We start from the raw sequence: 25,508 nt of genomic DNA, 5'->3' as shown, positions 1-25,508 counted from the left end.
ACCGCTCCGGCACGGTTCCTAGGACCCGGCGAGGCCGATCACGAGGTTGATGGTGGCGGCCAGGATCACGGTGCCGAACAGGTAGGACAGCAGGCTGTGCTTGAGTGCCTCGGCCCGGATCGCGTGGTTCTTCAGTGCCGTGTCCGAGACCTGGTAGGTCATTCCCAGGCTGGTGCTGAGGTAGGCGAAGTCGGTGTACTGCGGCGGGTCGTCCTGGTTGAAGTCGATGCCGCCCACTGCCGCCCCGGCCCGCGGCGCAGTGCTGTAGTAGAGCCCGGCGTAGCGGACGGTAAAGAGCGTTTGCACAAGCATCCACGACAGCGCGACGGACGTCAGCGCCAGCAGTCCGCCGCCGAGGCGGGAGCCGCCGTTGTTGCCGTGCGAGTCCAGCACGACGGCGGCCACCGCCGCCAGGCTGGCGATGTTGGCGGCGAGGATCATCAGATCCGTGACGCTGCGGGACGGGTCCTCCGAGGTGGCGTGGGCCCGCGTTTCGGCGGCGTCCAGCGGCCCGATCACGATCCACACCCACAGCACGTAGGTCAGGGCCGCGCTGCTCCAGCCGACCGCCGGAGCTTCCACCCAGTGTCCGGTGAACCCCGAGGACCCGCCGGCAATCAGGCCCGCCAGCAGCATCACGGCGAACCGCAGTCGGCTGCGGTGGACGGGGGATGCCACGGAACGGGACGGGGAACCGGTGCTCATTCCCCGATCATGGCACAGGCGGCCGGGCAGTTATCCACAGACCGGCCGGGACGCTTCCGCTGACGGCCCCCGGGGCCTAGGGTGGCGGTGGAAGAAATCGCTGAAACCGGCCCGGATGCACTAAGCTGTTGAAGTCTGTGCTGCGCCCTGCCTCCGTTCCGGGGGCTATGCACCGCACAAGCACCGCAAATGAACCTCCTGTTACGGAAATGCCGTAACCGCTTAGCCCAAAGGAGGTGGGTTCACATATGCGTCCTTACGAATTGATGGTAATCATCGACCCCGAGGTCGAAGAGCGTACCGTTGAGCCAACGCTTCAGAAGTTCCTGAACGTCATCACGACCGATGGTGGGACCATCGAAAAGGTTGACATCTGGGGCCGTCGTCGCCTGGCTTACGAAATCCAGAAGAAGTCCGAAGGTATCTACGCCGTGGTGAACTTCACCGCTGAGCCGGCTACCGCCAAGGAACTTGACCGCCAGCTGAGTCTCAACGAGACCATCATGCGCACCAAGATCACCCGCCCCGAAGAGCAGAAGGTTGTTGCTGAGTAATTCAGCTCCCCTCTTCAATCTTTAACCCCGCAGGAACGAACAAGGAGGACGTAGATGGCAGGCGAAACCACTATTACGGTCATCGGTAATCTCACCAATGACCCCGAACTGAGGTTCACACCGTCAGGTTCGGCAGTAGCGAACTTCACCATCGCTTCTACGCCCCGCACTTTCGACCGCCAGTCCAATGAGTGGAAGGACGGGGAAACCCTGTTCCTCCGCGCATCGGTATGGCGCGAAGCAGCCGAGAACGTCGCCGAGTCCCTCACCAAGGGCATGCGCGTGATTGTTTCCGGCCGCTTGAAGAGCCGTTCCTACGAAACCAAGGAAGGCGAGAAGCGCACCGTTATCGAGCTTGAGGTCGACGAAATCGGCCCCAGCCTGCGCTACGCCAACGCCAAGGTCAACCGCACCCAGCGCTCCGGCGGACAGGGTGGCCAGGGTGGCTTCGGCGGCGGCAACAGCGGCGGTTTCGGTGGCAACTCTGGTGGAAACCAGGGCGGCAACGCCGGCGGAAATTGGGGCGGCAACCAGCCCGCAGCGCAGGACGATCCCTGGGCAACGCCCGGGGTCAGCAATGCAGGCGGCTGGGGCAACGGCCCGGATTCCGAACCTCCCTTCTAAACAACATCTAAGGTCCGACATCGGGACCCGCATGGCAGCCTTCCGGCGGCCGCGCGGTGACCGCCGGCGGATCACCACCATCCCGTGGATCAATATCCACGGGCTCCATCGAATAGGAGCTCCACGATGGCTAAGGCTGAACTCCGTAAGCCCAAACCAAAGTCCAACCCCTTGAAGGCCGCTGACATCACTGTCATCGACTACAAGGACGTAGCATTGCTGCGCAAGTTCATCTCCGACCGCGGAAAGATCCGCGCCCGTCGCGTCACCGGCGTCACGGTGCAGGAACAGCGCAAGATCGCACAGGCAATCAAGAACGCCCGCGAAGTTGCTCTGCTGCCTTACTCCGGCGCTGGCCGCGGCTAAGGAAGGGATTAACTAACATGGCAAAGCTCATTCTGACCCACGAAGTAACCGGTCTCGGTGCTGCTGGCGACGTTGTCGAGGTCAAGGACGGTTACGCACGTAACTACCTGCTGCCCCGCAACTTCGCCCTGACCTGGTCCAAGGGTGGCGAGAAGCAGGTTGAGTCCATCAAGGCTGCCCGCGCCGCCCGCGAGCACGCTTCCCTGGAAGACGCTCAGAAGCAGGCCGCTGCACTGCAGGCCAAGCCGGTCAAGCTCGTTGTCAAGGCTGGCGAGACCGGACGCCTGTTCGGCACCGTCAAGCAGGCCGACGTGGCGGACGCCGTTGAAGCCGCCGGCCTCGGCCGCATCGACAAGCGCAAGGTTGAACTGCCGGCTCACATCAAGTCGACCGGTTCTTACCAGGCCAACGTCCGTCTGCACGACGACGTATCCGCTGTGATCGAGCTCGACGTAGTTGCAGGCAAGTAGTCTTTCCGACTGACTGAACTGCACGGGAGGCCCCTGCCTCCGGATTCCTTCGGGAGCCCGGATGCGGGGGCCGTCCGCGTTAACTCCAATACCCCCCGCGTTGCCCTCTGCAGCCGTGCTCAGTCCTGGTGCAGCACGGTGGTGACGTGGGCGTAGCCCCGCCAGATCAGCTCCGACAACACGGGCTCGTCGACGTCCGCGAGCTTGTAGATGTACAGGCACCCGGCGCCCGACTTGTGTTTTCCGAGCCGGCCGAGCAGTTCGGCGGCGTCCGGCCCGTAGGTCAGGCCGTAGAGCGAGAGGCTGGACTTCCGGGGCGAAAACCCGACGGCGGGGGAGTCGCCCCCGCGGCCGCTCGCGTACCGGTAGTGGTAACGGCCAAAGCCCACAATGGTCGGCCCCCACATTTCGGCGGGCTGGCCGGTGATCCGGGACATCAGCGCCAAGAGGCGAAACCCGTCCCCGCGCCGCACGGGGTGCTCGACGGAACCGAGAAACTCGTCCACGGACGCGCCCGTTGCCTGTGTTTTGTTTTCAGCCATAGGGGCAGTCTGACAGCTTCCGGGCGCGCCGTCAGCCGCGCCGGGAGCCAGACGCGGGCCGGGTGCCGGGTGATAGCCTGCGGCGGTGACCCCGACTACCGCTCCCCGTCTCCGCCCCTTCGCCCAGGTGGACGTCTTTTCCGCCGAACCCTACCGCGGGAATCCCCTGGCCGTCGTCCTCGACGCCGAGGGCCTCGACACGGCAGGTATGCAGCAGTTCGCCAACTGGACCAACCTCGCCGAAACGACGTTCCTGCTGCCGCCCACCGACCCGGGCGCCGACTACCGGGTGCGGATCTTCACCGGCAGCGAGGAGTTCCCCTTCGCAGGCCATCCCACGCTCGGCTCGGCCCACGCCTGGCTTGAGGCGGGCGGCATCCCCCGGCAGGACGGCGTCGTGGTGCAGGAGTGTGCCGCCGGGCTGGTCCGGGTGAAGCGCGACGGCGGACGGCTGGCCTTCGCAGCCCCGCCGCTCACCCGCTCCGGCCCGGTTGCCGCGCCGGACCTGGCCCGAATCGCGGCTGGCCTGGGGCTGCCGCAGGAGGCGCTCCTGGACGCGTCCTGGCTGGTCAACGGTCCGGAATGGATCGGAGTGCTGCTGGAGTCCGCGGCACAGGTGCTCGCCATCCGGCCCGATTACGCGGCCATGGCGGGACTGATGGTGGGCGTGATCGCCCCCCATCCCGCAGGTTCCGAGGTCGGCTTCGAGGTGCGCACGTTCATCCCCGGGGACGCGGCCGCGGAAGACCCCGTCACCGGAAGCTTCAACGCCGGGGCTGCCCAGTGGCTGATCGGGACCGGACGGGCCCCCGGGTCTTACCTCGCGGCGCAGGGCACGGCGCTGGGCCGGGCCGGCAGGGTCCACGTCGAGACACTGGACGGGGATATCTGGGTTGGCGGGCACTCCGTGAGCTGCATCGAGGGATTCGCCCTGCTCTAAGTGGACCGGCCCCGTCGAATCCGGCGCGTTCCACCGTGGTTGCTCAATCAGTTGTGGCTGCCACTCCGCGGGCAAAGGAACCATACGCGGCAGGGCAAACGGGGAAGGGAATAAAGACGGGCGCCCGCGGCTTCTACAGGTATATGCAAATGCATATAGTTACCCAAACCGTGGAACAGCTACAGGAGCACACCGTGGAAAGCCGCCGCATTACCGTTCTCTCCGCCGGACTCGGCGTCCCGTCCTCGAGCCGCCTGCTCGCGGACCAGCTGGCGGCCTCGGCCGAACGCCAGCTCGCCGCGGCTGGCTACGCCGTGACGGTCGACGTCGTCGAGTTGCGGGATCTCGCGGTTGAGATCGCCAACAACTTCGTTACCGGGTACGCAGCACCGCGGCTGGCCGAGGTGATCGCCGGGGTTGAGGCCTCGGACGGCATCATCGCAGTCAGTCCGGTCTTCAGCGCGTCCTACAGCGGGCTGTTCAAGTCATTCATCGACGTGCTGGACCCTAAGTCCCTCGACGGCAAGGCCGTCCTGCTGGGTGCCACGGGCGGCACGGACCGGCACCAGATGGTGCTGGACTACGCAATGCGGCCGCTTTTTAGCTACCTCCGGGCCCGGACCGCGGCCACCGGCGTCTTCGCCGGACCGCAGGACTGGGGAACCACCGGCGACGGTGGCTCGCCCCTCTCGTCACGGATTGAGCGGGCGGCGGCGGAGTTCGCCCGGCTGCTCGACGGCGCGCAGCCGCGGCCGAAGCAGGCTGCGCTGGAGTCGCTGCCGTTCGAGCAGCTGCTGGCGGGGATCTCCGGAGGCAACTAGCCCGGGTCCTGCCGGGGACCGAACTAATCCGGCCTCCGGTTCGTTGTCCGGGACATGAAATGCCCTGTGGATTCCGTAGACCTGGTAATGAGCGAACGAAGCGGCGTGGAAATCGACTACTGCCCGCAGTGCCGCGGCGTGTGGCTGGACCGCGGCGAGCTCGACAAGATCATCGACCGCGCCGCGGACGGCTTCGGTGGCGCCGCCCCGGCGTCCGGCGCAGCCGCGGCGCCGACTCCGCCGGGGCACATCCCGCCGCCGCTCTATAATCTGGACCCGCGGCGGGATGACCGCCGTCCGGACGACCGGCGCTTCGAGGAGCGCCGCGACCGGCCGCGTTACGAACAGCCGCGCTACGACGACCGCCGCCGGCCCAAGAAGAAGGAAGGCTGGCTGGGGGAGCTGTTCGACTTCTAGGACTGGCGGGTCCGGAGTGCGGCGTCAGTCCTCGAGCAGGGCGATGAACTCCTGGGCCTGCTTGAGGGAGATGTCCGAGTGCCGGGTCAGCGCGGCCGCGGCCGCCTCGGTGTCGCCGCTTTTGGCCAGGGTGCGGATTCGGCCATAAATCTCGTCGTTCAGCATGTTGCTGCTGACCTCGCGCGTGACGTCGCCCTTGCTGGCTATCGCCCGGTAGCGGTAGGGAAAGCGTTGCGGGGCGTCATCGTCGTCGTCGTGCGCGGGCTGCTCGGGCGCCTGCTTGGGCTGGTACGGCTGCGGGTGGGCAGCCAGGGCACCCACCGCGTCCCGTGAGGCGCGGAGGCCCTGGCCGGTGGCTTCAAGGTACAGCTTGATGGCGGCCATGGCCTGGCCCTGGGCGATCAGGGCGTAAAGGCGGCGGTGCTGCTCCTGGTCCAGCTTGGCGGCCGCGGCACGCGCCAGCTCCACGGAACTGCGGGCTGGCTGTGCGGGCGCCTCCTGCGGGCTCCGCGGCCCACGTCGCCCCAGGGCGCGCGCGGCCAGGACGACGACGACGCCGACGAGCACGAGGATCAGGGCGGGGACTAGCAGGGCTTCCATGGACTACAGCCGATCTACGTAATTCTTGGCGGTCAAGAGGTCTGTTCGGGTGGCCTGGCGCAGCAGTTTGATGGCCTGGACCTTGTGGCCGGAACGGGCCAGAGCCTGAAGTTGCAGCGTGAAGCCGGGGCTCAGTTGGCCGCCGGGAAGCACCGCGGCCGGGTGGCCCGGCTGGCTGCCAAAGGAGCCGTGCACCCGGCTCTGGGCCGCCCGGGCGTGCTCAGCCTGCTGCGACTGCTGCTGCTCGTTCTGGCTCGGGCGGGTCGCGGCGTCCACCCGGGCACGGGCGGCCGTTGCGGCCTTCACCTGGGCCTCGTAGTGCGCCCGGGAACGCAGCGCCAGCTCCATCTGGTAGCGCTCCGCGTCCGAGATGCCAAAATTGCGGGGTTTCAGCGCCGCAGAGACTGCCCAGAGCACCCCGGCGAGGATGAGGGCAGGGAGTATGACTAGCAGTACATCGCCCATGGCCACAGCTTATGCCAGATAGCAGTTATCCACAGCATATTCTGGGCCGGGCATACAAAATGCGGCCCGTCCGGCCAATTTGCCGCCGGTCGGGTGACAAGCATCACAAAATGCGTATGTTTTGAGCTGGCTGTGGTGTGGCAGTGCGCCCGCTATCCCCAGCCGCCGGTTGCAAGCTGTGGATGAAGCTTGCTGAAAAATGATTTCCATCCACAGGGAATGACCCGCGTTTCCGCATGTCAGAGCGCTATTTCCGGGAGAAGAATTTTGCTATCCACAGACCTTCCCACAGGCTGTGCACAAGCTGAGGGTAGTAGTCCACAACTTATCCACAGGCTGGCTGGTTGGTCGGGTTGGTGCCTGTCGAATCGGGGGATAACGTAGCGGGAGACCAGGTTGGCGGCGCGGAAACCGCGGTGCCGAACCGCGGTGCCTTGCGGCGGGTTCCACGGTCGCCCGCCGCCGGGTGAGTGATCCAGGGGCTCTGTGGACGAGGCGGGAAAATCGACCCGGCTGGTGGGCGGAGCGGCTGCCTGGGGGTGCGCCATTCCGGCGGACGGACAAACTGTCGGAGCCGGCTGATAGGAAGTAACCGGTGGTTGCCTGCCCGCCCCCGGGACGGGACGCAGCACACCGGGCACCACAACACATGGCTTAAGCGCCGGCTGCGACTGTTGCGCCGGCACACTATGAAGGACGGCAGTTTTGTCAGTTACGCATCTGGACTCGATCGAGGGCACCCGGGGATCCGAAGGCAGCCGCAAGCCGCCGCAGGACATCCCCGCCGAGCAGTCCGTGCTGGGCGGCATGATGCTGTCCAAGGATGCCATTGCTGACGTCGTGGAGATTCTCCGCGGCCAGGACTTCTACCGCCCGGCACACGAGACCATCTACGAAGCCATCATTGACCTCTACGGCCGCGGTGAGCCCGCCGACGCCGTCACCGTCTCGGACGAGCTGACCAAGCGCGGCGAAATCAACCGGATCGGCGGCCCGGCCTACCTTCACGAGCTGATCCAGACCGTCCCCACCGCCGCAAACGCCGGCTACTACGCCGAAATCGTGGCCGAACGTGCCGTCCTGCGCCGGTTGGTCAACGCCGGAACCAAGATCGTCCAGCTCGGCTACGGGCAGGACGGCGAGGTGGAGGACCTGGTTAACCAGGCGCAGGCCGAGGTTTATGCCGTGGCCGAGCGCCGCACCGCCGAGGACTACGTCGTACTCAAGGACGTGATGGAATCCACCGTGGACGAGATCGAGGCGTCCGGGCACCGCGGCGAGGGCATGGTGGGTGTCCCCACCGGCTTCTACGAACTCGACGAACTGACCCACGGCCTGCATCCCGGCCAGATGATTGTCATCGCCGCGCGCCCCGCCGTCGGCAAGTCCACCTTTGCCCTGGACTTCGCCCGGTCCGCGGCTATCAAGAACAACCTCGCCACGGTCATGTTCTCGCTGGAAATGGGCCGGAACGAGATCGCGATGCGCCTGCTGTCCGCGGAGGCCACCATCGGTCTGCAGGATCTCCGCAAGGGCACCATCAAGGACGAGCAGTGGTCCAAGATCGCCACCACCATGGGCCGGATGAACGATGCCCCGCTGTTCATCGACGACAGCCCTAACATGTCGCTGATGGAAATCCGCGCCAAGTGCCGGCGGCTGAAGCAGCAGCACGACCTCAAACTGGTCATCCTCGACTACCTGCAGCTCATGAGCTCGGGCAAGAAGGTCGAATCGCGCCAGCAGGAAGTCTCCGAATTCTCCCGCGCCCTGAAGCTGCTGGCCAAGGAACTCCAGGTTCCCGTGATTGCGCTCTCGCAGCTAAACCGTGGCTCCGAGCAGCGCCAGGACAAGCGCCCCATGGTCTCCGACCTCCGTGAGTCCGGTTCCATCGAGCAGGACGCCGACATGGTCATCCTGCTCCACCGCGAAGACGTTTACGACAAGGAGTCCCCGCGTGCCGGCGAGGCGGACATTCTCATCGCAAAGCACCGTAACGGCCCCACCAAGGACATTGTGGTGGCGTTCCAGGGCCACTACTCGCGCTTCGCCAACATGGCGGGCGACGCCGGGGGCGGCGGCTTCTAGGGCGCGGCGGCTCCTAGAGCAGGTGGTTGGGCAGCCGGTTCCCGGGCGCCCGGCCCCGGATCTCGAGCAACTCGCGGGCGTGGGCGTGCAGCCGCTTGTCCTCCTCGGACACCGGGACCCACTGCGGCACCGGAACCGAGGTGCCGCTCTCGTCGCGCGCGACCATCACGGTGAGGCAATACGTGGTGAGGTTGAGTTCGTGGCCCTTGGGGTCACCGGAGCGGACATGGACGGCAATATGCATCCCCTTCGTCCCCGTATAGACCAGCCTGGCCTCGACCTCCACCAGGTGGCCGATCAGCAACGGCCGGTAGAACCGCACCCCGCCGGAGAAGACCGCCACCGTGTCCATGCCGCAGTAACGCGAGGCGCAGACGTAGGCGGCCTCGTCGATCCACTTCATCACGATTCCGCCGTGCACCTTGCCGCCCCAGTTCACGTCCGTGGGGGCCGCCATGAACCGCAGCGTGACGCGTTCGGCGGTCCCGGCGTCGGTGTATTCCTGTCCGCTCATCGCGTGGACGATGTCTTCGCGGACCTTGATCCGCGCCAGCGCGTGCCCGCGTTGCTCGATTTCCTCCGGCGTGGCCGGGTCGAACTGCGGAACCGGAATCGGTTTTCCGTCCTCGCCCACCGCCACGAAAATCACCATGCACTGGCTGCGCATCGTGGCCGGGCCGCCCTTCGGATCGCCGGACGACACCACGGTGCGGATGTGCATCGAGGACCGTCCCGTGTAAACGATGGTGGCGGTCACTTCCACCATGTCGCCGCTGTTGACCGGATCCGCGAAGTGGATGTTCCCCACATAGGCGGTCACACAGTAGGACTTCGCCCAGCCGACGGCGGCGGCGTAGGCCGCCTTGTCCACCCACTCCAGCACCGTCCCGGCATCCACCGAGCCGCTGTGGCCGACGTCCATGGGGGCGGCCAGGAAACGCAGGGTAACGGCATTGGCGGAAGTCTCACTCATGGATGTGAGTGTACTGAGGGACCGGCGAAGCGTCGCGGGCTGCCGACACATTCGCGCTGGCCGCTGCCACAGACGGCGGCCAGGATGGGGACCGGTTTGTATCCGCCGGAACCCGCGCATATTCCCGCCCGGGCATGGACCAGGAACATTGCATCCGGCATGTCCACCGCGGACAGCAGGGCGAGGGCGCGGGTGAGGGCAGTGAACCAATCCGAAGCCGTGTGTCCGAACTGCCGCTAGGGTGGTGCCGTGCCAGCCTCCGCCCCGACCCCCGTAGCACCCCCGTCCCCGGCGCTCCTGCGTCGTGAAATCCTCCGCCTCGCGGTGCCCGCGTTCGGCGCGCTGATCGCGGAGCCGCTTTTCCTGCTGGCGGACTCTGCGATTGTGGGGCATCTGGGGGTGGCCCAGCTTGCCGGCGTCGGTCTCGCCTCGGCGGTGCTGCACACCGCGGTGGGCCTGATGGTGTTCCTGGCCTACTCCACAACCCCCGCCGTGGCCCGCGCGATCGGCAACGGCCAGCTGCCCAAGGCGCTGGCGGCCGGCCGCGACGGCGTCTGGCTTGCGCTGCTGCTGGGCGTTGCCCTGGCCGCGGCGGGATTCCTGGCCGCCGAACCGCTGCTGGACCTGATGGGCGCCCGCGGCGAGGTGCGTGCCTTCGCTGTGGACTACCTGCGCTGGTCCATGCCCGGCCTGGTCGCCATGCTGCTGATCTTCGCCGGCACCGGGGTGCTCCGGGGGCTGCAGGACACCCGGACCCCGCTGGCCGTGGCGGCCGCCGGGTTCACCGTCAATATCGTGCTGAACCTTTTCCTGGTCTACGGGCTGCGGCTCTCGGTCACCGGATCCGCACTGGGCACCAGCATCGCCCAGTGGGGCATGGCCCTGGTCTACGTGGTGATGGTGCAGCGCAACGCCCGCAACCACGGGGTGTCACTGCTTCCGGACTGGCGCGGCATCCGGTCCCTGGCCCGGGTGGGTTCGTGGCTGATGCTGCGGACGCTCAGCCTGCGCGTTGCGATCCTCGCCACGGTGCTGGTGGCCACCGCCCAGGGTCCGGTCAACCTGGCCGCCCATCAGCTCGCGATGACTGTCTTCACCTTCCTGGCGTTCGCCCTCGACGCCCTCGCGATCGCCGCCCAGGCCCTGATCGGCAAGGAACTTGGTGCCTCCAACCCGGCGGCGGCGCGGGCGCTCACCGGGACCATGATCCGCTGGGGCCTCGGATTCGGGGTGCTGACCGGGATCCTGCTCGCCGCCGTCGCGCCGTGGGCCGGGCTGCTGTTCACCTCTGACGCCGGGGTCCGGTCCACGCTCACGCTCGCCCTGTGGATGCTGGCGGTCGGTCAGCCAATCGCGGGCTACGTCTTCGTCCTCGACGGGGTGCTGATCGGCGCCGGCGACGCGCGCTACCTGGCGATCGCCGGCGTCGTCAACCTCGCCGCCTATCTGCCGCTGCTGCTGGTGGTAGGGCTGACCGGAGCCGACGGCGGCACGGCGCTGCTCTGGCTCTGGGCGGCCTTCTCGCTGGGCTACATGAGTGCGCGGGCGCTCACACTGGGACTGCGGGCACGCACGGACAAGTGGATGCTGCTCGGCGCCCACTGACGCCGCGCGCGCCGGCACGCACTAAACTGGGCGGGTGACTCATCCCGCGGACCCCCACGCCCCTGCTGCCCTGCTCGCCGCCACGGACCTCTGGAAGCCTGTGCTCCTCCGGGCCGTCATCGCGCTGGCCTTTGGCGCCGTGACGGTCTTCTGGGCGTCGCCCCCCGTCGCCGGCATGGGCTGGGCCGGCGGACTCTACCTCCTGGCCACCGGCCTGGTGCTGATCTGGAGCGTCAAAAAGACCGGGCTGCGTCACGGGGACCGGAACGCAAGGGTCCTCTCGGCCGCGGGGGCGGTCCTGGTGGGAACCGGCGCGGCCCTTATCCTGCTCGCCGGCAATTTGGTGTTCGGGATCATCGGAGCCCTCGGCCTGGGCCTCGCCGGCGCCGCCGAGCTCTACCTGGGGCTGGCCGCCCGACGCCGCTCCGGCCTGGCGCGGGACTGGATCGCCTCCGGCGTGATCGGCCTCGGCACCGCGGCGGCGCTGCCGTTCTTCATTGACCTGGGCCCGCATGCGCTGCTCGGCGTGGCGGGCGGCGGCGCAATCCTCGGCGGCGTGCTGTGGACCCTCGCCGGGCTGACCCTGCGGCACGATGCGCGGGACGTTTCCGCCGAGGCCGTAAACTAGTAGCGACAGGTTCTACCCAGCGTAGAACACCCGCGGTATCACGACTGCCACGCCTGCCCGGCGCTGGCGGCAGGAGGAAAGCACCTTGGCAGAGCAGACATCAGGAGAACGCCGCAGCCTGCGGACCTCGGTCAAGGGACCGCTCATGTTCTCCGCGTTCTGGGCAGTGCTGGCCTTCTTCGCCGTCCTGATCTTCGCTTCCGGGGGCAGCGCCAAAACGCCCCGCTTCGACCTGGCCTTCACCGGCGCAGGCATCGCCTTCATCGTCACGCTGGTCATCGCGGCCATGCTGTCGATGAGCTACAAGGACAACGCCGAGCACCTCGGCAAGGGCTCCGGTGTCAACCTGAGCTCCAAAGCGCCGTCCTCCCACGGCGGCCACGCGGCGCCGCCGGCCGCCGGCACCGAATCCCCCGAAGAGGGCGGCGACGCCCGCTAGTCGGTCCGCCTAGGACGCAGCCTTCCGGGCACGGTAGGCCGCCACGTGCGCGCGGTTGGCGCAGTTTCCGGTGTCACAGTAGCGCTTGGACCGGTTGCGGCTGAGGTCCAGCACGACGGCGTCGCAGTCGTCCGCTGCGCAGACCAGCATCCGGTCCATTTCCTTGCTGCGGATGACGTCCACCAGGGCCATCGCGGCCTCGGTACTCATCCGGTCGGCCAGCGGCGCCTCGGATGTGGTGGCGTGCAGGTGCCAGTCCCAGCCGTCGTGTTTGACCAGCTGCGGCAGGGCCTTGGCCTCGCGCAGCAGACGGTTGACCGTGTCCACCGCGGTGGCCTCGTCAGCCAGCCACAGGGCCGCAAGCTCGGCGCGCAGCCGGTGCACGCTGGCCAGTTCGTCCGCGTCCCGCCTCCGGGACCCGCTGAAGCCCTCGGCCGCGAGGAAGCGGTCCAGGTCCGCGACAGTCGACAGCTGCTCCGACCCGTTGGCCGCCGTGTTGATCAGCCCGACCACCGAGCGCAGCGCAACTTCCGTGTCAGGGGCAAATACCATCTTGACTCCTTACGTCGGCCGGGCGTACTGTCATGACCATAACCCAACTTTACTCCTGACAGGAGGCAGCCCGTGTCTGCCGCACGCCACCCCGCCGGGGCCCCGGCCCAGAATCGAACCCGGGCACGCGGAGCCGGGATACCGGACGCTTCGGGTTTCCTGGCCTCCGGGCTGGGCGTGGCCTTGTTTTCCTCGGCCGTGTTCGGCCTCTCCGGCTCCTTCGCCAAGGCGCTGTTGGAAACTGGTTGGACGCCGGGCGCCGCGGTCACTGCCCGGCTCACCGGAGCCGCGCTGGTGCTGGCGGTCCCGGCACTGCTCGCCCTGCGTGGGCGCTGGCATCAGCTCCGGGACAACTGGCTCACCATCGGGCTGTTCGGGCTGATCGGTGTGGCCGCCTGCCAGCTGTTCTACTTCAATGCCGTTGCCAGGCTTTCGGTCGGGGTCGCGCTGCTGCTCGAGTATCTCGCACCCGTCATCATTGTGCTGTGGCTCTGGACGGCCAGCCGGAAAAGGCCGCGGACCCTCACTATCGCCGGGACCCTGCTCTCCCTGGTGGGCCTGGTCCTGGTGCTGGACCTCACCGGAGCGGTAAAGATCGACGTGATCGGCGTGCTGTGGGGCATCGCGGCGGCCGTCTGCCTGGCCATCTACTTTTTCATTACCGCCAAGGAGAATGACACGCTGCCGCCGATCGTGCTTGCCTCCGGCGGACTAATGGTGGGCGCGCTCATCATGTGGCTGGCCGCCGCCACCGGTCTGCTGCCGATGGCCGCGAGCACGGCGGACACCAGGCTGGGCCCCTGGGTCACGCCGTGGTGGGTGGCGCTGGGCGGGCTGGTGATCCTCGCGACCGTGCTCGCCTACGTCTCCGGCGTCGTGGCCGCGCGGGCGCTGGGTTCCAAGGTGGCGTCCTTTGTTTCGCTGACCGAGGTGCTGTTCGCCGTCATCTGGGCCTGGCTGCTCCTGGGCGAGCTGCCCGGCCCGGTGCAGCTGCTGGGCGGCCTGCTGATCGTCGGCGGTGTGGTGCTGGTCCGGCTGGACGAACTGCGCCGCGCGGCGCCGCTGCCCGCCGAACTCGACCACGCCAACGACGTCGAGCCTGTCCCCTAAGCGGATGGTGCCGACCGGCGGCCCAAGGATTTAAAAGAAAGGCCCGGACGCGGCTGCGTCCGGGCCTTCCATGATCATGCTCCGGCTTAGTTGGAGGAGGCGCTTTCCTGGTCGGACGCGTTGCGGCTGGCCTGCTGGCTGGCCTGCTGCAGGGCCTGGGCCGCCCGGGTGAGGTTGGCCGCGTGCTCGCCGTTCCACTCGTTGCGGAACTTCGTCGCGTCCGGCCCCATCCATTCGGTCGACGCCAGCGCCTTCGTCAGGAGCGACCTCTGGTTATCGATCTCCTGCGAACCCGCCAGCAGCTTCGACCCCAGTGCCTTGAGCTGAGTAACATCCGCGCCCCACATAGCCATTGAAAAAACTCCTTAGTTCATCGGACCCGAACACTTTCGGCATCCCCAGCGGCCCCCGGCTGTTCCGGAAGATCCAATGCCTCGAACCTACCCTGCCCCGCGAAAACCTGTCGATGGGCAGCCCTCCCCATCCATCTGGCTACTGCGAGTTAGGTGGGCCGGCGGGCTACTTGCCGAAGCTGCGCAGCCGCAGGGAGTTGGCCACCACCAGCACGGAGCTGGCCGCCATCGCCGCGCCGGCGATCATCGGATTCAGCAGTCCCAGAGCGGCCACCGGAATGCCGACCGCGTTGTAGAAGAACGCCCAGAAGAGGTTGGTCTTGATCGTGGCCAGGGTCCGGCGGGACAGCTCGATCGCCTGGGCGACCTGCCCCAGCTCGTTGCCCATCACGGTCAGGTCCGCGGCCTCGATGGCGACGTCGGTGCCGGAGCCCATCGCAATGCCCAGGTCCGCCTGGGCCAGGGCCGCGGCGTCGTTCACGCCGTCGCCCGCCATGGCCACCGTCGCGCCACCGGTCTGCAGCGTCCGCACGGCCTCCACCTTGCCCTCCGGCAGGACCCCGGCGAAGACGTCCACCGGCGGGATGCCGACGGCGGCAGCCACCTGGCCTGCCACCGCCGCGTTGTCGCCGGTCAGCAGGATGGGCCGCAGCCCCAGCTCGCGAAGCCGCGCGATGGCTGCCGCGGAGCCGGGCTTCAACGTGTCGCGCAAGCTCACGATGCCGGCCGGTTCCCCGTCCACCGCAACCCAGATGGCGGTGGCTCCGGCGTGCTCGGCCCCGGCAAGGGCGGCCTGCTGCGGGCCGGAGACGCTGACGCCGTTCTCCTGCAGCCAGCCGGAGCGGCCCACCGTCACGACGCGTCCTTCCACACTGCCTCGGACGCCGCCGCCGGGGGCAGAGTGGAAGCCGACGACGTCGGGCAGCCGCGCGGCGTCGTCGGCGTCCCGCTCCGCGGTCAGCGCCGCGGCGGCGATGGCCCGGGCGATGGGGTGCTCGGAAGCGGCCTCTGCCGCTCCGGCGAGCCGCAGGACCTCGCCGTCACCGAACGGGGCGAACGCTCGGGTGCCGGCGACGGCAAGGTGCCCGGTGGTGACGGTGCCGGTCTTGTCCAGCAGGATGGTGTCCACAGTGCGGGTGTCCTCAAGTACCTGCGGGCCCTTGATCAGGATGCCCAGCTGGGCTCCGCGGCCGGTGCCGGTCAGCAGCCCCACCGGGGTGGCGAGGCCCAGGGCGCACGGGCAGGCGATGACCAGCACCGCGACGGCCGCGGTGAACGCGGCTCGGAGCTCGGCGTCGCTGATGTCAGGGCCGGCCGCGAGCAGCCACGCGCCGAAGGTGAGCGCGGCGATGGCAAGGACCACCGGGACGAAGACCGCGCTGATGCGGTCTGCGAGCCGGGCAATCGGGGCCTTCCCCGATTGCGCCTGGGAGACCAGCCGGCCCATCTGGGCCAGGGTGGTGTCGGCGCCCACCCGCGTGGCACGGACCAGGATCCGCCCGGAGGTATTGATGGTTGCGCCGGTGACCGGGCTGTCCGGACCCACTTCGACCGGCACTGATTCCCCGGTCACGAGGGAGGCGTCGACCGCGGAGGTCCCCTCCGTGACCACGCCGTCGGTGGCGATCTTCTCACCGGGGCGGACGACGACGACGTCCCCGACCTGGAGCCGGTCCGCGGGGACCCGGAACTCCGCCCCGTCCCGCAGCACGGTGGCGTCCTTGGCGCCCAGATCCAGCAGGGCCTTGAGCGCGTCGCCGGCTTTGCGTTTGGCGTTGGCCTCCAGGTAGCGGCCAAGCAGCAGGAAGGTGGTGACGACGGCGGCGACTTCGAAGTACAGGCCGGCGGACCCCATCCCCTCCATGCCCGGATGTTCGGTGAGGCGCGGGTCGGCCAGGAGCTGCCAGGCGGAGAAGACGTAGGCGGCCGTCACGCCGATCGACACCAGCGTGTCCATGGTGGAGGACAGGTGCCGGGCATTCACCGCCGCGGCCCGGTGGAACGGCCACGCCGCCCAGCTGACCACCGGCAACGCCAGCGCACCGGCAACCCAGCCCCAGTTCGGGAACTGGACTGCCGGGACCATGGAGAGCACAAAGACCGGAACAGTGAGGGCGGCCGCGGCGACCAGCCTCGGCCGCAGCTTTGCGGCCGGGCCAACTGCCGGGTCCTCGGCTGCGGCGGCCGGTGCCTGCGGAGTCCTGACGGTGGCCTTGTAGCCGGCGGCGTTCACGGTGGCGGCGATTTGCTCGTCCGTGATGTTGGCCGGGACCATGACCCGGGCGGACTCCAGCGGGAGGTTGACCGAAGCCTGCACGCCGTCGAGCTTGCCGAGCTTGCGTTCGACCCGGCCGACGCAGGAGGCGCACGTCATGCCCTCGATGTCGAGCTCAACCACCCGGTTCCCGGGCTGGTCCAGCAGCTGCGCGTTACTCACGGTATGTTCCTCTCGTCCTGCTCGGTGAAGTCCTGCCCGGGTCCTGGCCCGTTGCTGCCGAAATCCCGCGGTCGGGTTCAGGCCTCGTTCGCGACCACCAGGTAGCCCGCTTCGGCGACTGCCTCGCCGATGTCGGCGGGAGAGAGTTCCTTGTCCGAGGTGATCGTGACGGTGGAGATCCCGCCGGCGTTGAGGTCGACGTCGACGCTTTCAACGCCGGCCAGCGACTCAAGTTCTTCGGAGACGGAGGACACGCAGTGCCCGCAGGTCATGCCGGATACCTCGACGGTGGTGGAAACGGTGCTCATGGCTTGCTCCTTGGTGGGGGACTGGTGGTGGTCCATCAGCCCGGTTGTCTGACGGGTGGTGTGGGTGGTGTTGCCGTTACCGCAGCAGGCGCCCGATGGCATCGGTAGCCTCCTTCACTTTGAAGTCGATGGCTTCGGCCCGGAGTTCCGGATCCGGCTCCGCGGCCGCCCCGACGACGCAGTGCCCGATGTGTTCTTCCACCAGCCCGAGGCTGACGGCATGCAGGGCTTTGGTGACGGCGGCGACCTGGGTCAGGATGTCGATGCAGTACTTGTCCTCATCGACCATCCGGGCGATCCCGCGGACCTGGCCTTCGATCCTTTTAAGCCGCTTGAGGTAGGCGTCCTTGTTGGCGGAATAGCCGTGCTGCTGGGGCGGTGCGCCGTCCGGCAGGCCGGCAAGGGAGGCTTCGGACTCGTTCATGCCCCCAAACATATACCCCATGGGGGTATATGGCAAGTACCCTCCGGGGGTATCGGGAGCACCAAGGCCGACGGTCCGGAAATTAAAGAGCTCCGGAGTGCGTTATTGGGGGATACGCACTCCGGAGCAGCTATGGGGTAGGGGGTCTGCCGCCTACAGGTACAACCTTACGGGGCCGTGGAGACGATGCGCCAGCACCTCGAATAACTACTTTCGCTTTATTTTTCCGGCCCGCGGTGTGCCCGGCCGGTGCCGGCAGTCCGGGCCGGCACGATCAGGACCGGACGGTCCTGATGCTGGCTCAGCCAGGCGGCTACTGACCCGTTGAGGGCGGCGGTGAGCCGGTGTCCCAGTCCAGGTTCGGGAGTCCCCAAAATGATCATGGTTGCGCCGGCTTCCGCGGCCAGCCGCCCCAGCGCCCGCGCCGGGTCCCCGGCCAGCGTCCGCAGGTTCCACTGCACCCCGGGGCCCTCGCAGACGGCCCCGATGCCGGACCGCAGCCCCTCGGTCGTCGCCAGGATCTCCGCGCGGTCCGCTTCGGGATGGAGTGAGAGCCGGTGGGCGGAGCGGGCCGGATCCCATTCCACGAGGAAGCTGGCCTCGTCCACGTAGGCGCAGAGCAGCGGTGCGGCGAGCCTTTTCGCCAGGGCCGCTGCCGTTTCCAGCACCTCGGGCGGCTGGCCCGGCAGGACACCGACCAGCAGGGGTGCGGGGCTCGTGCGCTCGGCAGGCATACTCGATTTTTGCCCCGGCCCGGCGCCCCCCGCTAGGGCCTTCCTCCCCGGTCCCTTGCCCGCCTCCGGCCCCGGGCCTACCGTGGAAGGACACGGAAAGGCGGGCAGCGGTGGAAATCTTCATGTGGTGGCTGGATTTGGATCTCGCCAGCAAGGAATGGCTGCGCGCGAACCTGCGGACCGAGGAGTTGCCCCTGCCGGTGCTGCAGGGCATCGCCGAGGCCGGCGGCCCGCACCCGGACAAGGCGTCCGGCGTGCTGAGCGCCGCCGACTGGGACTTCGTCGAAACCCAGTCCGAATTCGTCGATTGACTGGCGAAAAACCATTGCGGCCGCCGGGCCGCGGTGGTTGCATGTAGGGCATGGCTACCGCAGAGAGTTATGTCCTGGCGATTGGAACCAAAAAAGGCCTGTGGCTGGCAACCAGCCCGGACCGGCGGGAGTGGTCCCTCTCCGGCCCGCATTTCCTGATGAGCGAGGTCCCCAGCATCGGCATTGACACCCGCGAGGGCAGGACCCGGATCCTGGTCGGGGTCCGCTCGGAACACTGGGGACCCACCGTTTTCCACTCCGACGATCTCGGCGAAACCTGGGACGAGCCTGAAAACGGTGCCATCCGCTTCCCCGAGGACACCGACGCCGCGCTGGAGCGCGTCTGGCAGATCTATCCCGACGCCGAGTCCCGGCCAGGCGTCGTCTGGGCCGGCTGTGAGCCGATTTCGGTCTGGAAATCCACCGACGGCGGACAGCACTTTGAGCTCAACCGCGGCCTGTGGGACCATCCGCACCGCAGCGAATGGGGTGCCGGGTACGGCGGGGCCGCGGCACATTCGATCGTCGTCCACCCGGACGGCGAAAAGGTGCACGTCGCGATGAGCACCGGCGGCGTCTACCGCTCGCTCGACGGCGGGACCTCCTGGGAGCCGCGGAACAAGGGGATCTCCGCCTACTTCATGCCCGACCCCAACCCCGAATTCGGCCAGTGTGTCCACAAAATCGCTGCGGATGCGGCCGTGGACGGGCGGCTGTACGCGCAGAACCACCACGGCGTCTACCGCAGTGACAACGACGCCGAGAGCTGGGAATCGATCGCCGAAGGGCTGCCGGCCGATTTCGGCTTCGTCATGCTGACGCATCCCCGCCGCGCCGGCACGGCCTGGGTCATCCCGCTCAAGGCCGACGGAGAACGGATCCCGCCGGGCGGAAAGCTGGCCGTGCACCGGACCGACGACGCCGGCGCGAGCTGGAAGCGGCTCGACGCCGGGCTGCCGGAGTCGGAATACAATGCCGTGCTCCGCGACGCGGCCTGCGTCGACACGGCCGAACCCGCCGGAGTCTATTTCGGCACCCGCGGCGGCAGTGTCTACGCCAGCGCCGACGAGGGCGAACACTTCACCGAGGTGGCCTCCCACCTGCCCGACGTACTCTGCGTCCGGGCCGTGCAGGTGACCGGCGCCCAGGCTCACGGGGCGCAGGGCGCCGCCGCCGCGGCGGTTTCCGCCTGAGGCTGCACCGTGCCGGAGATCAGCGTGGTGCTTCCGAGCGTCCTGGCGCCGCTGGCGGGCGGGCAGTCCGTCCTGACGGCCCCCGCGGACGGGCCCGTGACGGTCGAAGGGCTCCTGGATTCCGTAACCGGGGCGTTCCCGGCCCTGTCCAGGCGGCTGCGGGACGAGACCGGTGCCGTCCGCCGCTACGTGAATATCTACGTCAACGGGAATGAGGTCCGGCGGCTGCAGGGCCTGGGCACGGAAGTGTCACCGGGCCAGGAGGTCCTGATCATCCAGTCCGTCGCCGGCGGCTGACCCTACGGCCGGCACCCGGTCAACCCCACGGCCGGCACCGCCGGCCGTGTGCGCCAGGGACCGTCGACGTCCGCCCGGATTACCGCCGGCATACCCCCGCCGGCTGGGCTCCCTCAAATCGTTGACAATTGTGTCTGCGATCCGTACCGTCGGTCTCGGGCGGTCGTGACTGATCGCGCCGATTCCTAGCAATGGTGCGACAGGAAGGTATTCCGGTGGCCGCGAGCCTGAGCCTCAAGGACGTGAACCTGCATTTCGGCGGGGTCAAGGTGCTGCAGGAAGTGAGCTTCGACGTCGAGCCCGGTGTTATCTTCGGCCTGGTCGGTCCCAACGGGGCCGGCAAGACCTCGCTTTTCAACTGCATCAGCGGCCACTACAAACCGAGCTCCGGATCGATCACCATCAGCGGCACCGAGGTGTCGGGGAGTGCTCCGTCCCGCCTGGCCCGGCTGGGCCTGGCCCGCACGTTCCAGCATCCCGCCCTGCAGCTGAACGCCACCGTGCTGGAGAATGTGCTCCTCGGCGGGCATATCCGGCTCCCCGGCGGCCCGGTTTCCTGGGCGCTCCGGCTGCCGTACACCGCCCGCGCCGAGCGCGGCATCCGCGCGGAGGCGCGCGAACTGCTCGACGGCGCCGGTCTAGGCTGGGCCGCGGATCTGCCCGCCGATGAACTCTCGCACGGGCTCCACAAGGGGGTTGAGCTGTGGCGTGCCCTGCTCTCCAAACCCGCCCTGCTGCTGCTCGATGAGCCCGCGGCAGGGCTGTCGCACGGCGAGGTGGAACAACTCATCGCGACGGTGAAACGGGTCCGTGCCGAGCAGGACATCACCATAATCATCGTCGAGCACCATATGGGTCTCATCTCGGCCCTCACCGACCAGGTCGTGGTGCTCGACCACGGCCGCAAGCTGATGGCAGGGACCGCGGCGGAGGCCCAGTCCGATCCGCGCGTCATCGAGGCCTACATCGGGAAGGACGCCGCGGATGACGCTGCTTGAACTCACCGACGTGACCGCGTCCTACGGTCCCGTGCAGGTGATCGACGGGGTCTCGCTCAGCGTGCCCGAGGGCGGCTCCGTCGGCATCCTCGGAGCGAACGGGGCCGGCAAGACCACCACCCTGCGCGCGATCAGCGGCACGGTGCGCACCGGCGGCCGGATCATCTTCGACGGACGCGACATCCGGGGCCTGCGCCCCGACCAGGTCGCCGCCCTGGGGATCGCGCACGTCCCGGAGGGCCGCGGAACCCTCGGCCAGCTGAGCGTCCGGGAGAACCTGATGGTCGGCGCGTACCTCCGCAAGGGCCGGCAGGCCATCGCCGCGGACATCGACTACTGCCTGGACCTGTTCCCGCAGCTGAAGGACCGGGTTGGCTCGCGCGCGGCCGCACTGTCCGGCGGTGAGCAGCAGATGCTCGCCGTGGGCCGGGCCTTTATGGCCAAGCCGCGGCTGCTGCTGCTCGACGAAGCGTCGCTGGGCTTGGCGCCCAGCACGGCCAAGACCGTATACGACGCGATCCGCCGGCTCCGGCGCGAGTCGGGGATCGCCATGCTCGTCGTCGAGCAGAACGCCAACCTCGCCTTCTCCCTGGTCGACACGGCGACCGTGCTCGAAACGGGCCGCAACGTGCTGACCGGGTCCTCCGCCGAACTCAAGGGCATGGACGAGATCCGCCGTGCCTACCTGGGGGGTTGAACGGACATGGGAACCTTTATCCAGCTCGTGGTCGACGGCCTCTCGACCGGCTCCATCTATGCGGCGCTGGCCCTCGCGATCGTGCTCGTGAACCAGGCGACCGGCCTGATCAACTTCGCCCAGGGCGGCATGGCCGTGCTGTCCAGCTACATCGCCTACGCCTTCGTCAAGACCGGCCTGCCGCTGATCCTCGCGATCCTCATCGCGGTGGTGCTCTCGTTCTTCATCGGCGCGCTGGTGGAGCGTTTCCTGGTCCGCCGATTCGAACGCGGCGATCCCGACACAGCCGTGGTGGTGACGATCGGTCTGCTCACCCTTGTCACGGGCATCACCGCCGTGCTCTGGGGCTACAACAACCTCGGGTTCCCGTCGCTGTTCCCGCTCACCAGCGTGGAAATCCTCGGGGCGGTGGTGAGTGTCCGGTCGCTGGCCACCACGGTGACCATCGTGGTGATCATGGTGGTGCTGCAGCTGTTGTTCCTCCGCACCAAGCTCGGGCTCGCGCTCCGCGCGGTGGCCGACAACCCGGCGTCGGCTGCGTTTTCCGGCCTCCCGGTGGGGCGGCTGCTGATGGTCGGCTGGGGGCTGGCCGCGACCCTCGGGGCGATCGCAGGCGTCCTGGTCGCCCCGCAGCTGACGCTGACGCCGGGCATGCTCGACACAGCGCTGGTGTACGCGCTCGCCGCCGTAATCCTCGGCGGCCTGAGCAGCCCGATCGGCTGTGTCGTGGCCGCCTCGGCGATCGGTGTGCTGGAGAACCTGGTGGCCGTCTATGTGCCGCTGATCGGCCATGACCTGAAGATCGCCGTGCCGTTCGTCCTGATCTTCGTCATCCTCGTCCTCCGTCCCCAAGGCCTGTTTGGCAGAAAGGTCGTGGTGAGGGTCTGATGGCTACGGTAGCGTCCGCTTTCCGCAACAGGCCGGCACGGATTGCCCTCACTGCCGTGGCCGCGGTGGCGCTGATCCTTGCCCCGCTTGTCCTCCCGGCGTTTGCCAACCAGACGCTGGTGCGCATCGGCGTCTACGCCGTCGCGGTGCTGGGGCTGAACATCGTTATGGGCTACACCGGACAGGTCAACCTCGGGCAGATCTTCTTCGTCGGTCTCGGCGCCTACGTCACCGCCTACGGCGTCAACCAGGGCTGGAACATCCTGGTGGTGTTCCTCGCGGCCTGCGCGGTCGCGGGGATTGTCGGGCTGCTGGTGGCGCTGGCCGCTGCCCGGCTCGGCGGCCTGGCGATTGCCATGGTGACCATTGCCCTGCCGATTGTCGGCGTCCCCCTGGCCAAGCGCCTCTCGGAATTCACGGGCGGTTCTCAGGGCATCTCGGCCCGCTTCTCGGATGCCCCCGACTGGTCGGGCCTGTACAACGACCAGTGGCAGTTCTACATCGTGTTGTTGGTGACTGCTGTGGCGTTCCTGCTGGCCCGGAGCCTCGTGCGGGGCAAGTACGGGAGGGCCTTCGCAGTGGTGCGCGAGAACGAGGCCGTCGCTGCATCGATGGGCGTCTCGCCCTACCGCACCAAGGTGCTCGCGTTCACCATCGCCTCGATCTTCGGCGGCGCGAGCGGTTTCCTTTACCTGGCGGCCGTGCAGTACACCTCGCCGGAGACCCTCAGCTTCGGCCACTCCATCAGCCTCGTAGCGGCGATGGTCATCGGCGGCGCCGGCAGCATCGCCGGCGCACTCCTTGGCGGCGCCTACTACGTCTTCGTGCCGCAGCTGACGAACGCGATCGATCCGAACTTCACAACTGTCAGCCAGGGTGTGATCCTCCTCGCGGTGCTGTTCCTGTTGCCCGGAGGACTGGTCAGCCTTCCGCGGGTGGTCCGCCGGCTCAGCCGGCGTCGGACCGGCCGCCCCCAATCCGGGAATCCCCCGCAGCCCGCTCCTGCGCATCATCCGGTTCCGGACGCCGCGCCGGAGGGAGTCGAAAACACAGAGAGGCAAGACCGACCATGAAGATTAGAACAAAGCCAGGCGGGGTCCTTGGCATCGTCGCGATGGCATCGGTCGTCGCGCTCTCCCTCTCAGGGTGTACCCGCGACGGCGCCGGCCAAGGCGGCGGCTCGGGGGCGTCCCCCGGTATTACGGACACGTCCATCACGCTCGGTATCACCACCCCGCTCAGCGGCGCGACGGCGGGCCCCGGCAAGTGCACCGTCGCCGGCGTCTCGGCCTACTTCGGCGCGGTGAACGCGGCGGGCGGCGTGAAGTTCGGCGATGGCAAGACGCGCACTGTCAGCATCAAGTCCTACGACGATGCGTACGATCCGCAGAAGTCGCTGGCGAACTTCCAGCAGATGGTGTCGGACAACGTCTTCGCCGCCACCGCCGGCCTCGGCACGCCGACCAACCGCGCCTTCCGGGAGGCCGCGATCAGCCAGAAGGTCCCGCAGGTGCTGGTGATGACCGGCGATCCCTTGTTCAGTGACCGGAAGCAAAGCCCCTGGCAGCTGGGGTTCGTGCCGGTCTACCAGAACGAGGGAGCGGCGTTCGGCAAGCTGCTCGCGGCCTCCAAGGACCAGCACAAGGTCGCCATCCTGTCGCAGAACGACGACTACGGCAAGGGCTACGTGCAAGGCTTCAAGGACGCCATCAAGGGCGCCTCCAACATCTCGGTGGTGGGAGAACAGACCTATGAGGCCACCGACACCTCGGTGGACGCGCAGCTCACCCAGCTGGCGGCGTCGAAAGCCGATGTTTTCTTCAACGCCATGTCGATCACGCCGCTGACGATCGCCGCGCTGCAGAAGGCGCAGCAGATCGGCTGGAAGCCCAGCTGGTTCCTCCCGTCCAACACCTCAAGCCCGACGGCGATCCTCGAGCCGGGCGGCGGAGCCGCCTACCCGGGCGTCTACTCGGTGTCGTTCGCCAAGGCGCCGCAGAGCCCGGCGTTCGCGAAGGATCCCGACGTCGTGAAATTCCTCGGGGAACTCAAGCAGTACGGCAATTACCCGGACATGCCGGCGTTCCCGCACTGCATGTGGAGCTACATGGTCGGCGCCACCCTCGAGCAGGCGTTCAAGTCCATGACCGAGCCGACGCGTGACAGCTTCATGACGGCCCTGCGGAACATCAAGGACCTGAAGGCGCCGCTGATGCTGTCGGGCACCGCGGTCGACACGACGGTCGACGGCCAGCCGGCCGTGTCGTCGGTCATCGTGCAGAAGTACAACGGCAAGGGCTACGCTACGGCCGAGAATTTCGGCGGCTAGCTAGGCGCGCACCGCGCCGGGACCGGACCACACCCCGCCCGAGGCCTCCAGCTCATCGATGAGCTGGAGGCCTCGCCGGGCCCAGCCGATTTCGATCCGGGCGCGCTCCACCAGGCCCTCGTACGTGAAGCGTTTGAACGCTACGGTCCGTTCGCGGTCCTCGGGTTCGGTGACGGCGAGGCGCCGCACCAGCATCGGGTTGGCTGTCTCCGCGATCCGGACGAGTTCACCCTCCCACTGGGCGAGTTCGCCTTCCCACTGGGCGATATGCCGGCGGAAGAACTCGCGCGCCGCCGCGGGTGATGCCGCCTCCAGGTAGGCGGCCCGCAGGTGGGCGGGGTCGCGGACGCGTGCGTACTCCAGCGGGGTCTGCATCCAGTCGAGGAACGCACGGTTTCCGGCGTCCGTCACGTGGTAGACGCGACGGGTGGCGCGCTGGCCCCTGGGCTGCTCTTCGCCTTCGATGAGGCCTTCGGCCTCCATCTTGCGCAGCTCGGGGTAGATCTGGGAGTCGGGCGCGTGCCAGACGTGGCCGACCGACATGGCGAACTGCTTCTGCAGTTCGTAGCCCGAGAGCGGGCCTACCCGCAGCAGCGCCAGCAGCGCGTATCGCAGGCTCATGCGGCACTCCTTCAGTGGC

The 25,508-nt window shown here is 68.1% G+C and carries 32 protein-coding genes; 20 read left to right on the top strand and 12 right to left on the bottom strand.

Going from position 1 to position 25,508, the window contains the following annotated elements:
• Positions 1-18: 18 nt before the first annotated feature.
• Entirely contained in the window at positions 19-705 is a 687-nt protein-coding gene (locus tag ACUYM2_RS18170; RefSeq protein WP_481601330.1) for a DUF1345 domain-containing protein, read from the bottom strand.
• A gap of 248 nt (positions 706-953) precedes the next feature.
• Here ACUYM2_RS18170 and rpsF point away from each other — a divergent pair, with 248 nt between their 5' ends.
• The 4 genes from rpsF (at position 954) to rplI (ending at position 2,719) form a co-directional block, all read left to right on the top strand.
• On the top strand, positions 954-1,259 hold the full coding sequence (gene rpsF / locus ACUYM2_RS18165; protein ID WP_056428835.1) for a 30S ribosomal protein S6: 306 nt from the start codon (positions 954-956) through the stop codon (positions 1,257-1,259).
• Positions 1,260-1,313: 54 nt separating this feature from the next.
• Positions 1,314-1,883 carry a single-stranded DNA-binding protein gene (locus ACUYM2_RS18160; protein WP_481601329.1) on the top strand — a complete coding sequence of 190 codons (570 nt, stop codon included), beginning with the start codon at positions 1,314-1,316 and terminating at the stop codon, positions 1,881-1,883.
• 126 nt (positions 1,884-2,009) lie between these two features.
• On the top strand, positions 2,010-2,249 hold the full coding sequence (rpsR, locus tag ACUYM2_RS18155) for a 30S ribosomal protein S18 (RefSeq protein WP_003800144.1): 240 nt from the start codon (positions 2,010-2,012) through the stop codon (positions 2,247-2,249).
• A 17-nt stretch (positions 2,250-2,266) separates the two neighbouring features.
• Complete coding sequence (gene rplI / locus ACUYM2_RS18150) at positions 2,267-2,719, top strand: 50S ribosomal protein L9 (protein ID WP_175323062.1); 453 nt, start codon at positions 2,267-2,269, stop codon at positions 2,717-2,719.
• A gap of 119 nt (positions 2,720-2,838) precedes the next feature.
• Here the strand turns inward: rplI and ACUYM2_RS18145 are convergent, their stop codons facing one another.
• Positions 2,839-3,261 (bottom strand): DUF1801 domain-containing protein, encoded by a 423-nt coding sequence (locus tag ACUYM2_RS18145; protein WP_481601328.1) that lies wholly within the window; start codon positions 3,259-3,261, stop codon positions 2,839-2,841.
• An 85-nt stretch (positions 3,262-3,346) separates the two neighbouring features.
• On the opposite strand from ACUYM2_RS18145, the gene ACUYM2_RS18140 reads away from it, so the two are divergent.
• The 3 genes from ACUYM2_RS18140 (at position 3,347) to ACUYM2_RS18130 (ending at position 5,439) form a co-directional block, all read left to right on the top strand.
• Positions 3,347-4,201 (top strand): PhzF family phenazine biosynthesis protein, encoded by an 855-nt coding sequence (locus ACUYM2_RS18140; protein ID WP_481601327.1) that lies wholly within the window; start codon positions 3,347-3,349, stop codon positions 4,199-4,201.
• A gap of 194 nt (positions 4,202-4,395) precedes the next feature.
• A complete protein-coding gene (locus ACUYM2_RS18135) occupies positions 4,396-5,022 on the top strand; it encodes an FMN reductase (RefSeq protein WP_481601527.1) in 627 nt (208 codons plus the stop codon).
• A gap of 54 nt (positions 5,023-5,076) precedes the next feature.
• Complete coding sequence (locus tag ACUYM2_RS18130; protein ID WP_481601326.1) at positions 5,077-5,439, top strand: TFIIB-type zinc ribbon-containing protein; 363 nt, start codon at positions 5,077-5,079, stop codon at positions 5,437-5,439.
• A 24-nt stretch (positions 5,440-5,463) separates the two neighbouring features.
• On the opposite strand, the gene ACUYM2_RS18125 is transcribed toward ACUYM2_RS18130, so the two are convergent.
• Both ACUYM2_RS18125 and ACUYM2_RS18120 read right to left on the bottom strand, forming a co-directional pair.
• Complete coding sequence (locus tag ACUYM2_RS18125; protein WP_481601325.1) at positions 5,464-6,039, bottom strand: hypothetical protein; 576 nt, start codon at positions 6,037-6,039, stop codon at positions 5,464-5,466.
• 3 nt (positions 6,040-6,042) lie between these two features.
• Positions 6,043-6,504, bottom strand: coding sequence for a hypothetical protein (locus tag ACUYM2_RS18120; protein WP_481601324.1), 462 nt, complete (start codon positions 6,502-6,504; stop codon positions 6,043-6,045).
• 705 nt (positions 6,505-7,209) lie between these two features.
• On the opposite strand from ACUYM2_RS18120, the gene dnaB reads away from it, so the two are divergent.
• Positions 7,210-8,592: a replicative DNA helicase gene (dnaB, locus tag ACUYM2_RS18115; RefSeq protein ID WP_346958780.1), complete on the top strand. Its 1,383-nt coding sequence runs from the start codon at positions 7,210-7,212 to the stop codon at positions 8,590-8,592.
• 13 nt (positions 8,593-8,605) lie between these two features.
• Here the strand turns inward: dnaB and ACUYM2_RS18110 are convergent, their stop codons facing one another.
• The gene (locus ACUYM2_RS18110) at positions 8,606-9,565 is read right to left on the bottom strand and encodes an acyl-CoA thioesterase (RefSeq protein WP_481601323.1); all 960 of its coding nucleotides are present in this window, start codon (positions 9,563-9,565) and stop codon (positions 8,606-8,608) included.
• Positions 9,566-9,814: 249 nt separating this feature from the next.
• On the opposite strand from ACUYM2_RS18110, the gene ACUYM2_RS18105 reads away from it, so the two are divergent.
• The 3 genes from ACUYM2_RS18105 to ACUYM2_RS18095 all read left to right on the top strand — a co-directional run bounded on the left by ACUYM2_RS18105 (position 9,815) and on the right by ACUYM2_RS18095 (position 12,237).
• Positions 9,815-11,170, top strand: coding sequence for an MATE family efflux transporter (locus ACUYM2_RS18105; RefSeq protein ID WP_481601322.1), 1,356 nt, complete (start codon positions 9,815-9,817; stop codon positions 11,168-11,170).
• A gap of 34 nt (positions 11,171-11,204) precedes the next feature.
• Entirely contained in the window at positions 11,205-11,798 is a 594-nt protein-coding gene (locus ACUYM2_RS18100) for a hypothetical protein (protein ID WP_481601321.1), read from the top strand.
• 85 nt (positions 11,799-11,883) lie between these two features.
• Complete coding sequence (locus ACUYM2_RS18095) at positions 11,884-12,237, top strand: hypothetical protein (RefSeq protein WP_481601320.1); 354 nt, start codon at positions 11,884-11,886, stop codon at positions 12,235-12,237.
• A gap of 9 nt (positions 12,238-12,246) precedes the next feature.
• Here the strand turns inward: ACUYM2_RS18095 and ACUYM2_RS18090 are convergent, their stop codons facing one another.
• A complete protein-coding gene (locus tag ACUYM2_RS18090) occupies positions 12,247-12,789 on the bottom strand; it encodes a CGNR zinc finger domain-containing protein (RefSeq protein WP_481601319.1) in 543 nt (180 codons plus the stop codon).
• Positions 12,790-12,927: 138 nt separating this feature from the next.
• Between ACUYM2_RS18090 and ACUYM2_RS18085 the strand changes: the two genes are divergently transcribed.
• Positions 12,928-13,899, top strand: a complete 972-nt coding sequence (locus ACUYM2_RS18085) for an EamA family transporter (protein WP_481601526.1) — start codon at positions 12,928-12,930, stop codon at positions 13,897-13,899.
• An 86-nt stretch (positions 13,900-13,985) separates the two neighbouring features.
• On the opposite strand, the gene ACUYM2_RS18080 is transcribed toward ACUYM2_RS18085, so the two are convergent.
• The 5 genes from ACUYM2_RS18080 to ACUYM2_RS18060 form a co-directional block, all read right to left on the bottom strand.
• Complete coding sequence (locus ACUYM2_RS18080) at positions 13,986-14,252, bottom strand: hypothetical protein (RefSeq protein WP_481599194.1); 267 nt, start codon at positions 14,250-14,252, stop codon at positions 13,986-13,988.
• A 166-nt stretch (positions 14,253-14,418) separates the two neighbouring features.
• Complete coding sequence (locus ACUYM2_RS18075; RefSeq protein ID WP_481601318.1) at positions 14,419-16,689, bottom strand: heavy metal translocating P-type ATPase; 2,271 nt, start codon at positions 16,687-16,689, stop codon at positions 14,419-14,421.
• A gap of 77 nt (positions 16,690-16,766) precedes the next feature.
• The gene (locus tag ACUYM2_RS18070; protein ID WP_481601317.1) at positions 16,767-16,997 is read right to left on the bottom strand and encodes a heavy-metal-associated domain-containing protein; all 231 of its coding nucleotides are present in this window, start codon (positions 16,995-16,997) and stop codon (positions 16,767-16,769) included.
• A 76-nt stretch (positions 16,998-17,073) separates the two neighbouring features.
• A complete protein-coding gene (locus ACUYM2_RS18065; protein WP_481601316.1) occupies positions 17,074-17,421 on the bottom strand; it encodes a metal-sensitive transcriptional regulator in 348 nt (115 codons plus the stop codon).
• A 218-nt stretch (positions 17,422-17,639) separates the two neighbouring features.
• Positions 17,640-18,155: a universal stress protein gene (locus tag ACUYM2_RS18060; RefSeq protein ID WP_481601315.1), complete on the bottom strand. Its 516-nt coding sequence runs from the start codon at positions 18,153-18,155 to the stop codon at positions 17,640-17,642.
• Positions 18,156-18,265: 110 nt separating this feature from the next.
• On the opposite strand from ACUYM2_RS18060, the gene ACUYM2_RS18055 reads away from it, so the two are divergent.
• The 8 genes from ACUYM2_RS18055 to ACUYM2_RS18020 all read left to right on the top strand — a co-directional run bounded on the left by ACUYM2_RS18055 (position 18,266) and on the right by ACUYM2_RS18020 (position 24,868).
• Entirely contained in the window at positions 18,266-18,466 is a 201-nt protein-coding gene (locus ACUYM2_RS18055) for a hypothetical protein (protein ID WP_481601314.1), read from the top strand.
• 50 nt (positions 18,467-18,516) lie between these two features.
• Complete coding sequence (locus tag ACUYM2_RS18050) at positions 18,517-19,659, top strand: WD40/YVTN/BNR-like repeat-containing protein (protein WP_481601313.1); 1,143 nt, start codon at positions 18,517-18,519, stop codon at positions 19,657-19,659.
• A gap of 9 nt (positions 19,660-19,668) precedes the next feature.
• Positions 19,669-19,956 carry a MoaD/ThiS family protein gene (locus ACUYM2_RS18045; protein ID WP_481601312.1) on the top strand — a complete coding sequence of 96 codons (288 nt, stop codon included), beginning with the start codon at positions 19,669-19,671 and terminating at the stop codon, positions 19,954-19,956.
• 191 nt (positions 19,957-20,147) lie between these two features.
• Positions 20,148-20,954 carry an ABC transporter ATP-binding protein gene (locus ACUYM2_RS18040; RefSeq protein ID WP_481601311.1) on the top strand — a complete coding sequence of 269 codons (807 nt, stop codon included), beginning with the start codon at positions 20,148-20,150 and terminating at the stop codon, positions 20,952-20,954.
• On the top strand, positions 20,941-21,651 hold the full coding sequence (locus ACUYM2_RS18035) for an ABC transporter ATP-binding protein (RefSeq protein WP_481601310.1): 711 nt from the start codon (positions 20,941-20,943) through the stop codon (positions 21,649-21,651). The genes ACUYM2_RS18040 and ACUYM2_RS18035 overlap by 14 nt, the downstream gene beginning before the upstream one ends.
• 6 nt (positions 21,652-21,657) lie before the next feature.
• Positions 21,658-22,539: a branched-chain amino acid ABC transporter permease gene (locus ACUYM2_RS18030; protein ID WP_481601309.1), complete on the top strand. Its 882-nt coding sequence runs from the start codon at positions 21,658-21,660 to the stop codon at positions 22,537-22,539.
• Positions 22,539-23,612 (top strand): branched-chain amino acid ABC transporter permease, encoded by a 1,074-nt coding sequence (locus ACUYM2_RS18025; RefSeq protein ID WP_481601308.1) that lies wholly within the window; start codon positions 22,539-22,541, stop codon positions 23,610-23,612. Before ACUYM2_RS18030 ends, ACUYM2_RS18025 begins: the two co-directional genes overlap by 1 nt.
• Complete coding sequence (locus ACUYM2_RS18020) at positions 23,609-24,868, top strand: ABC transporter substrate-binding protein (protein WP_481601307.1); 1,260 nt, start codon at positions 23,609-23,611, stop codon at positions 24,866-24,868. The genes ACUYM2_RS18025 and ACUYM2_RS18020 overlap by 4 nt, the downstream gene beginning before the upstream one ends.
• On the opposite strand, the gene ACUYM2_RS18015 is transcribed toward ACUYM2_RS18020, so the two are convergent.
• Positions 24,869-25,489 (bottom strand): PadR family transcriptional regulator, encoded by a 621-nt coding sequence (locus tag ACUYM2_RS18015; RefSeq protein ID WP_481601306.1) that lies wholly within the window; start codon positions 25,487-25,489, stop codon positions 24,869-24,871. It lies immediately after the preceding gene.
• Positions 25,490-25,508 lie beyond the last annotated feature (19 nt).

The organism is Arthrobacter sp. SD1074B (genome assembly GCF_056780195.1).
Note: the sequence above shows the minus strand (reverse complement) of the source record. Positions and strands in the feature narration are given on the sequence as shown.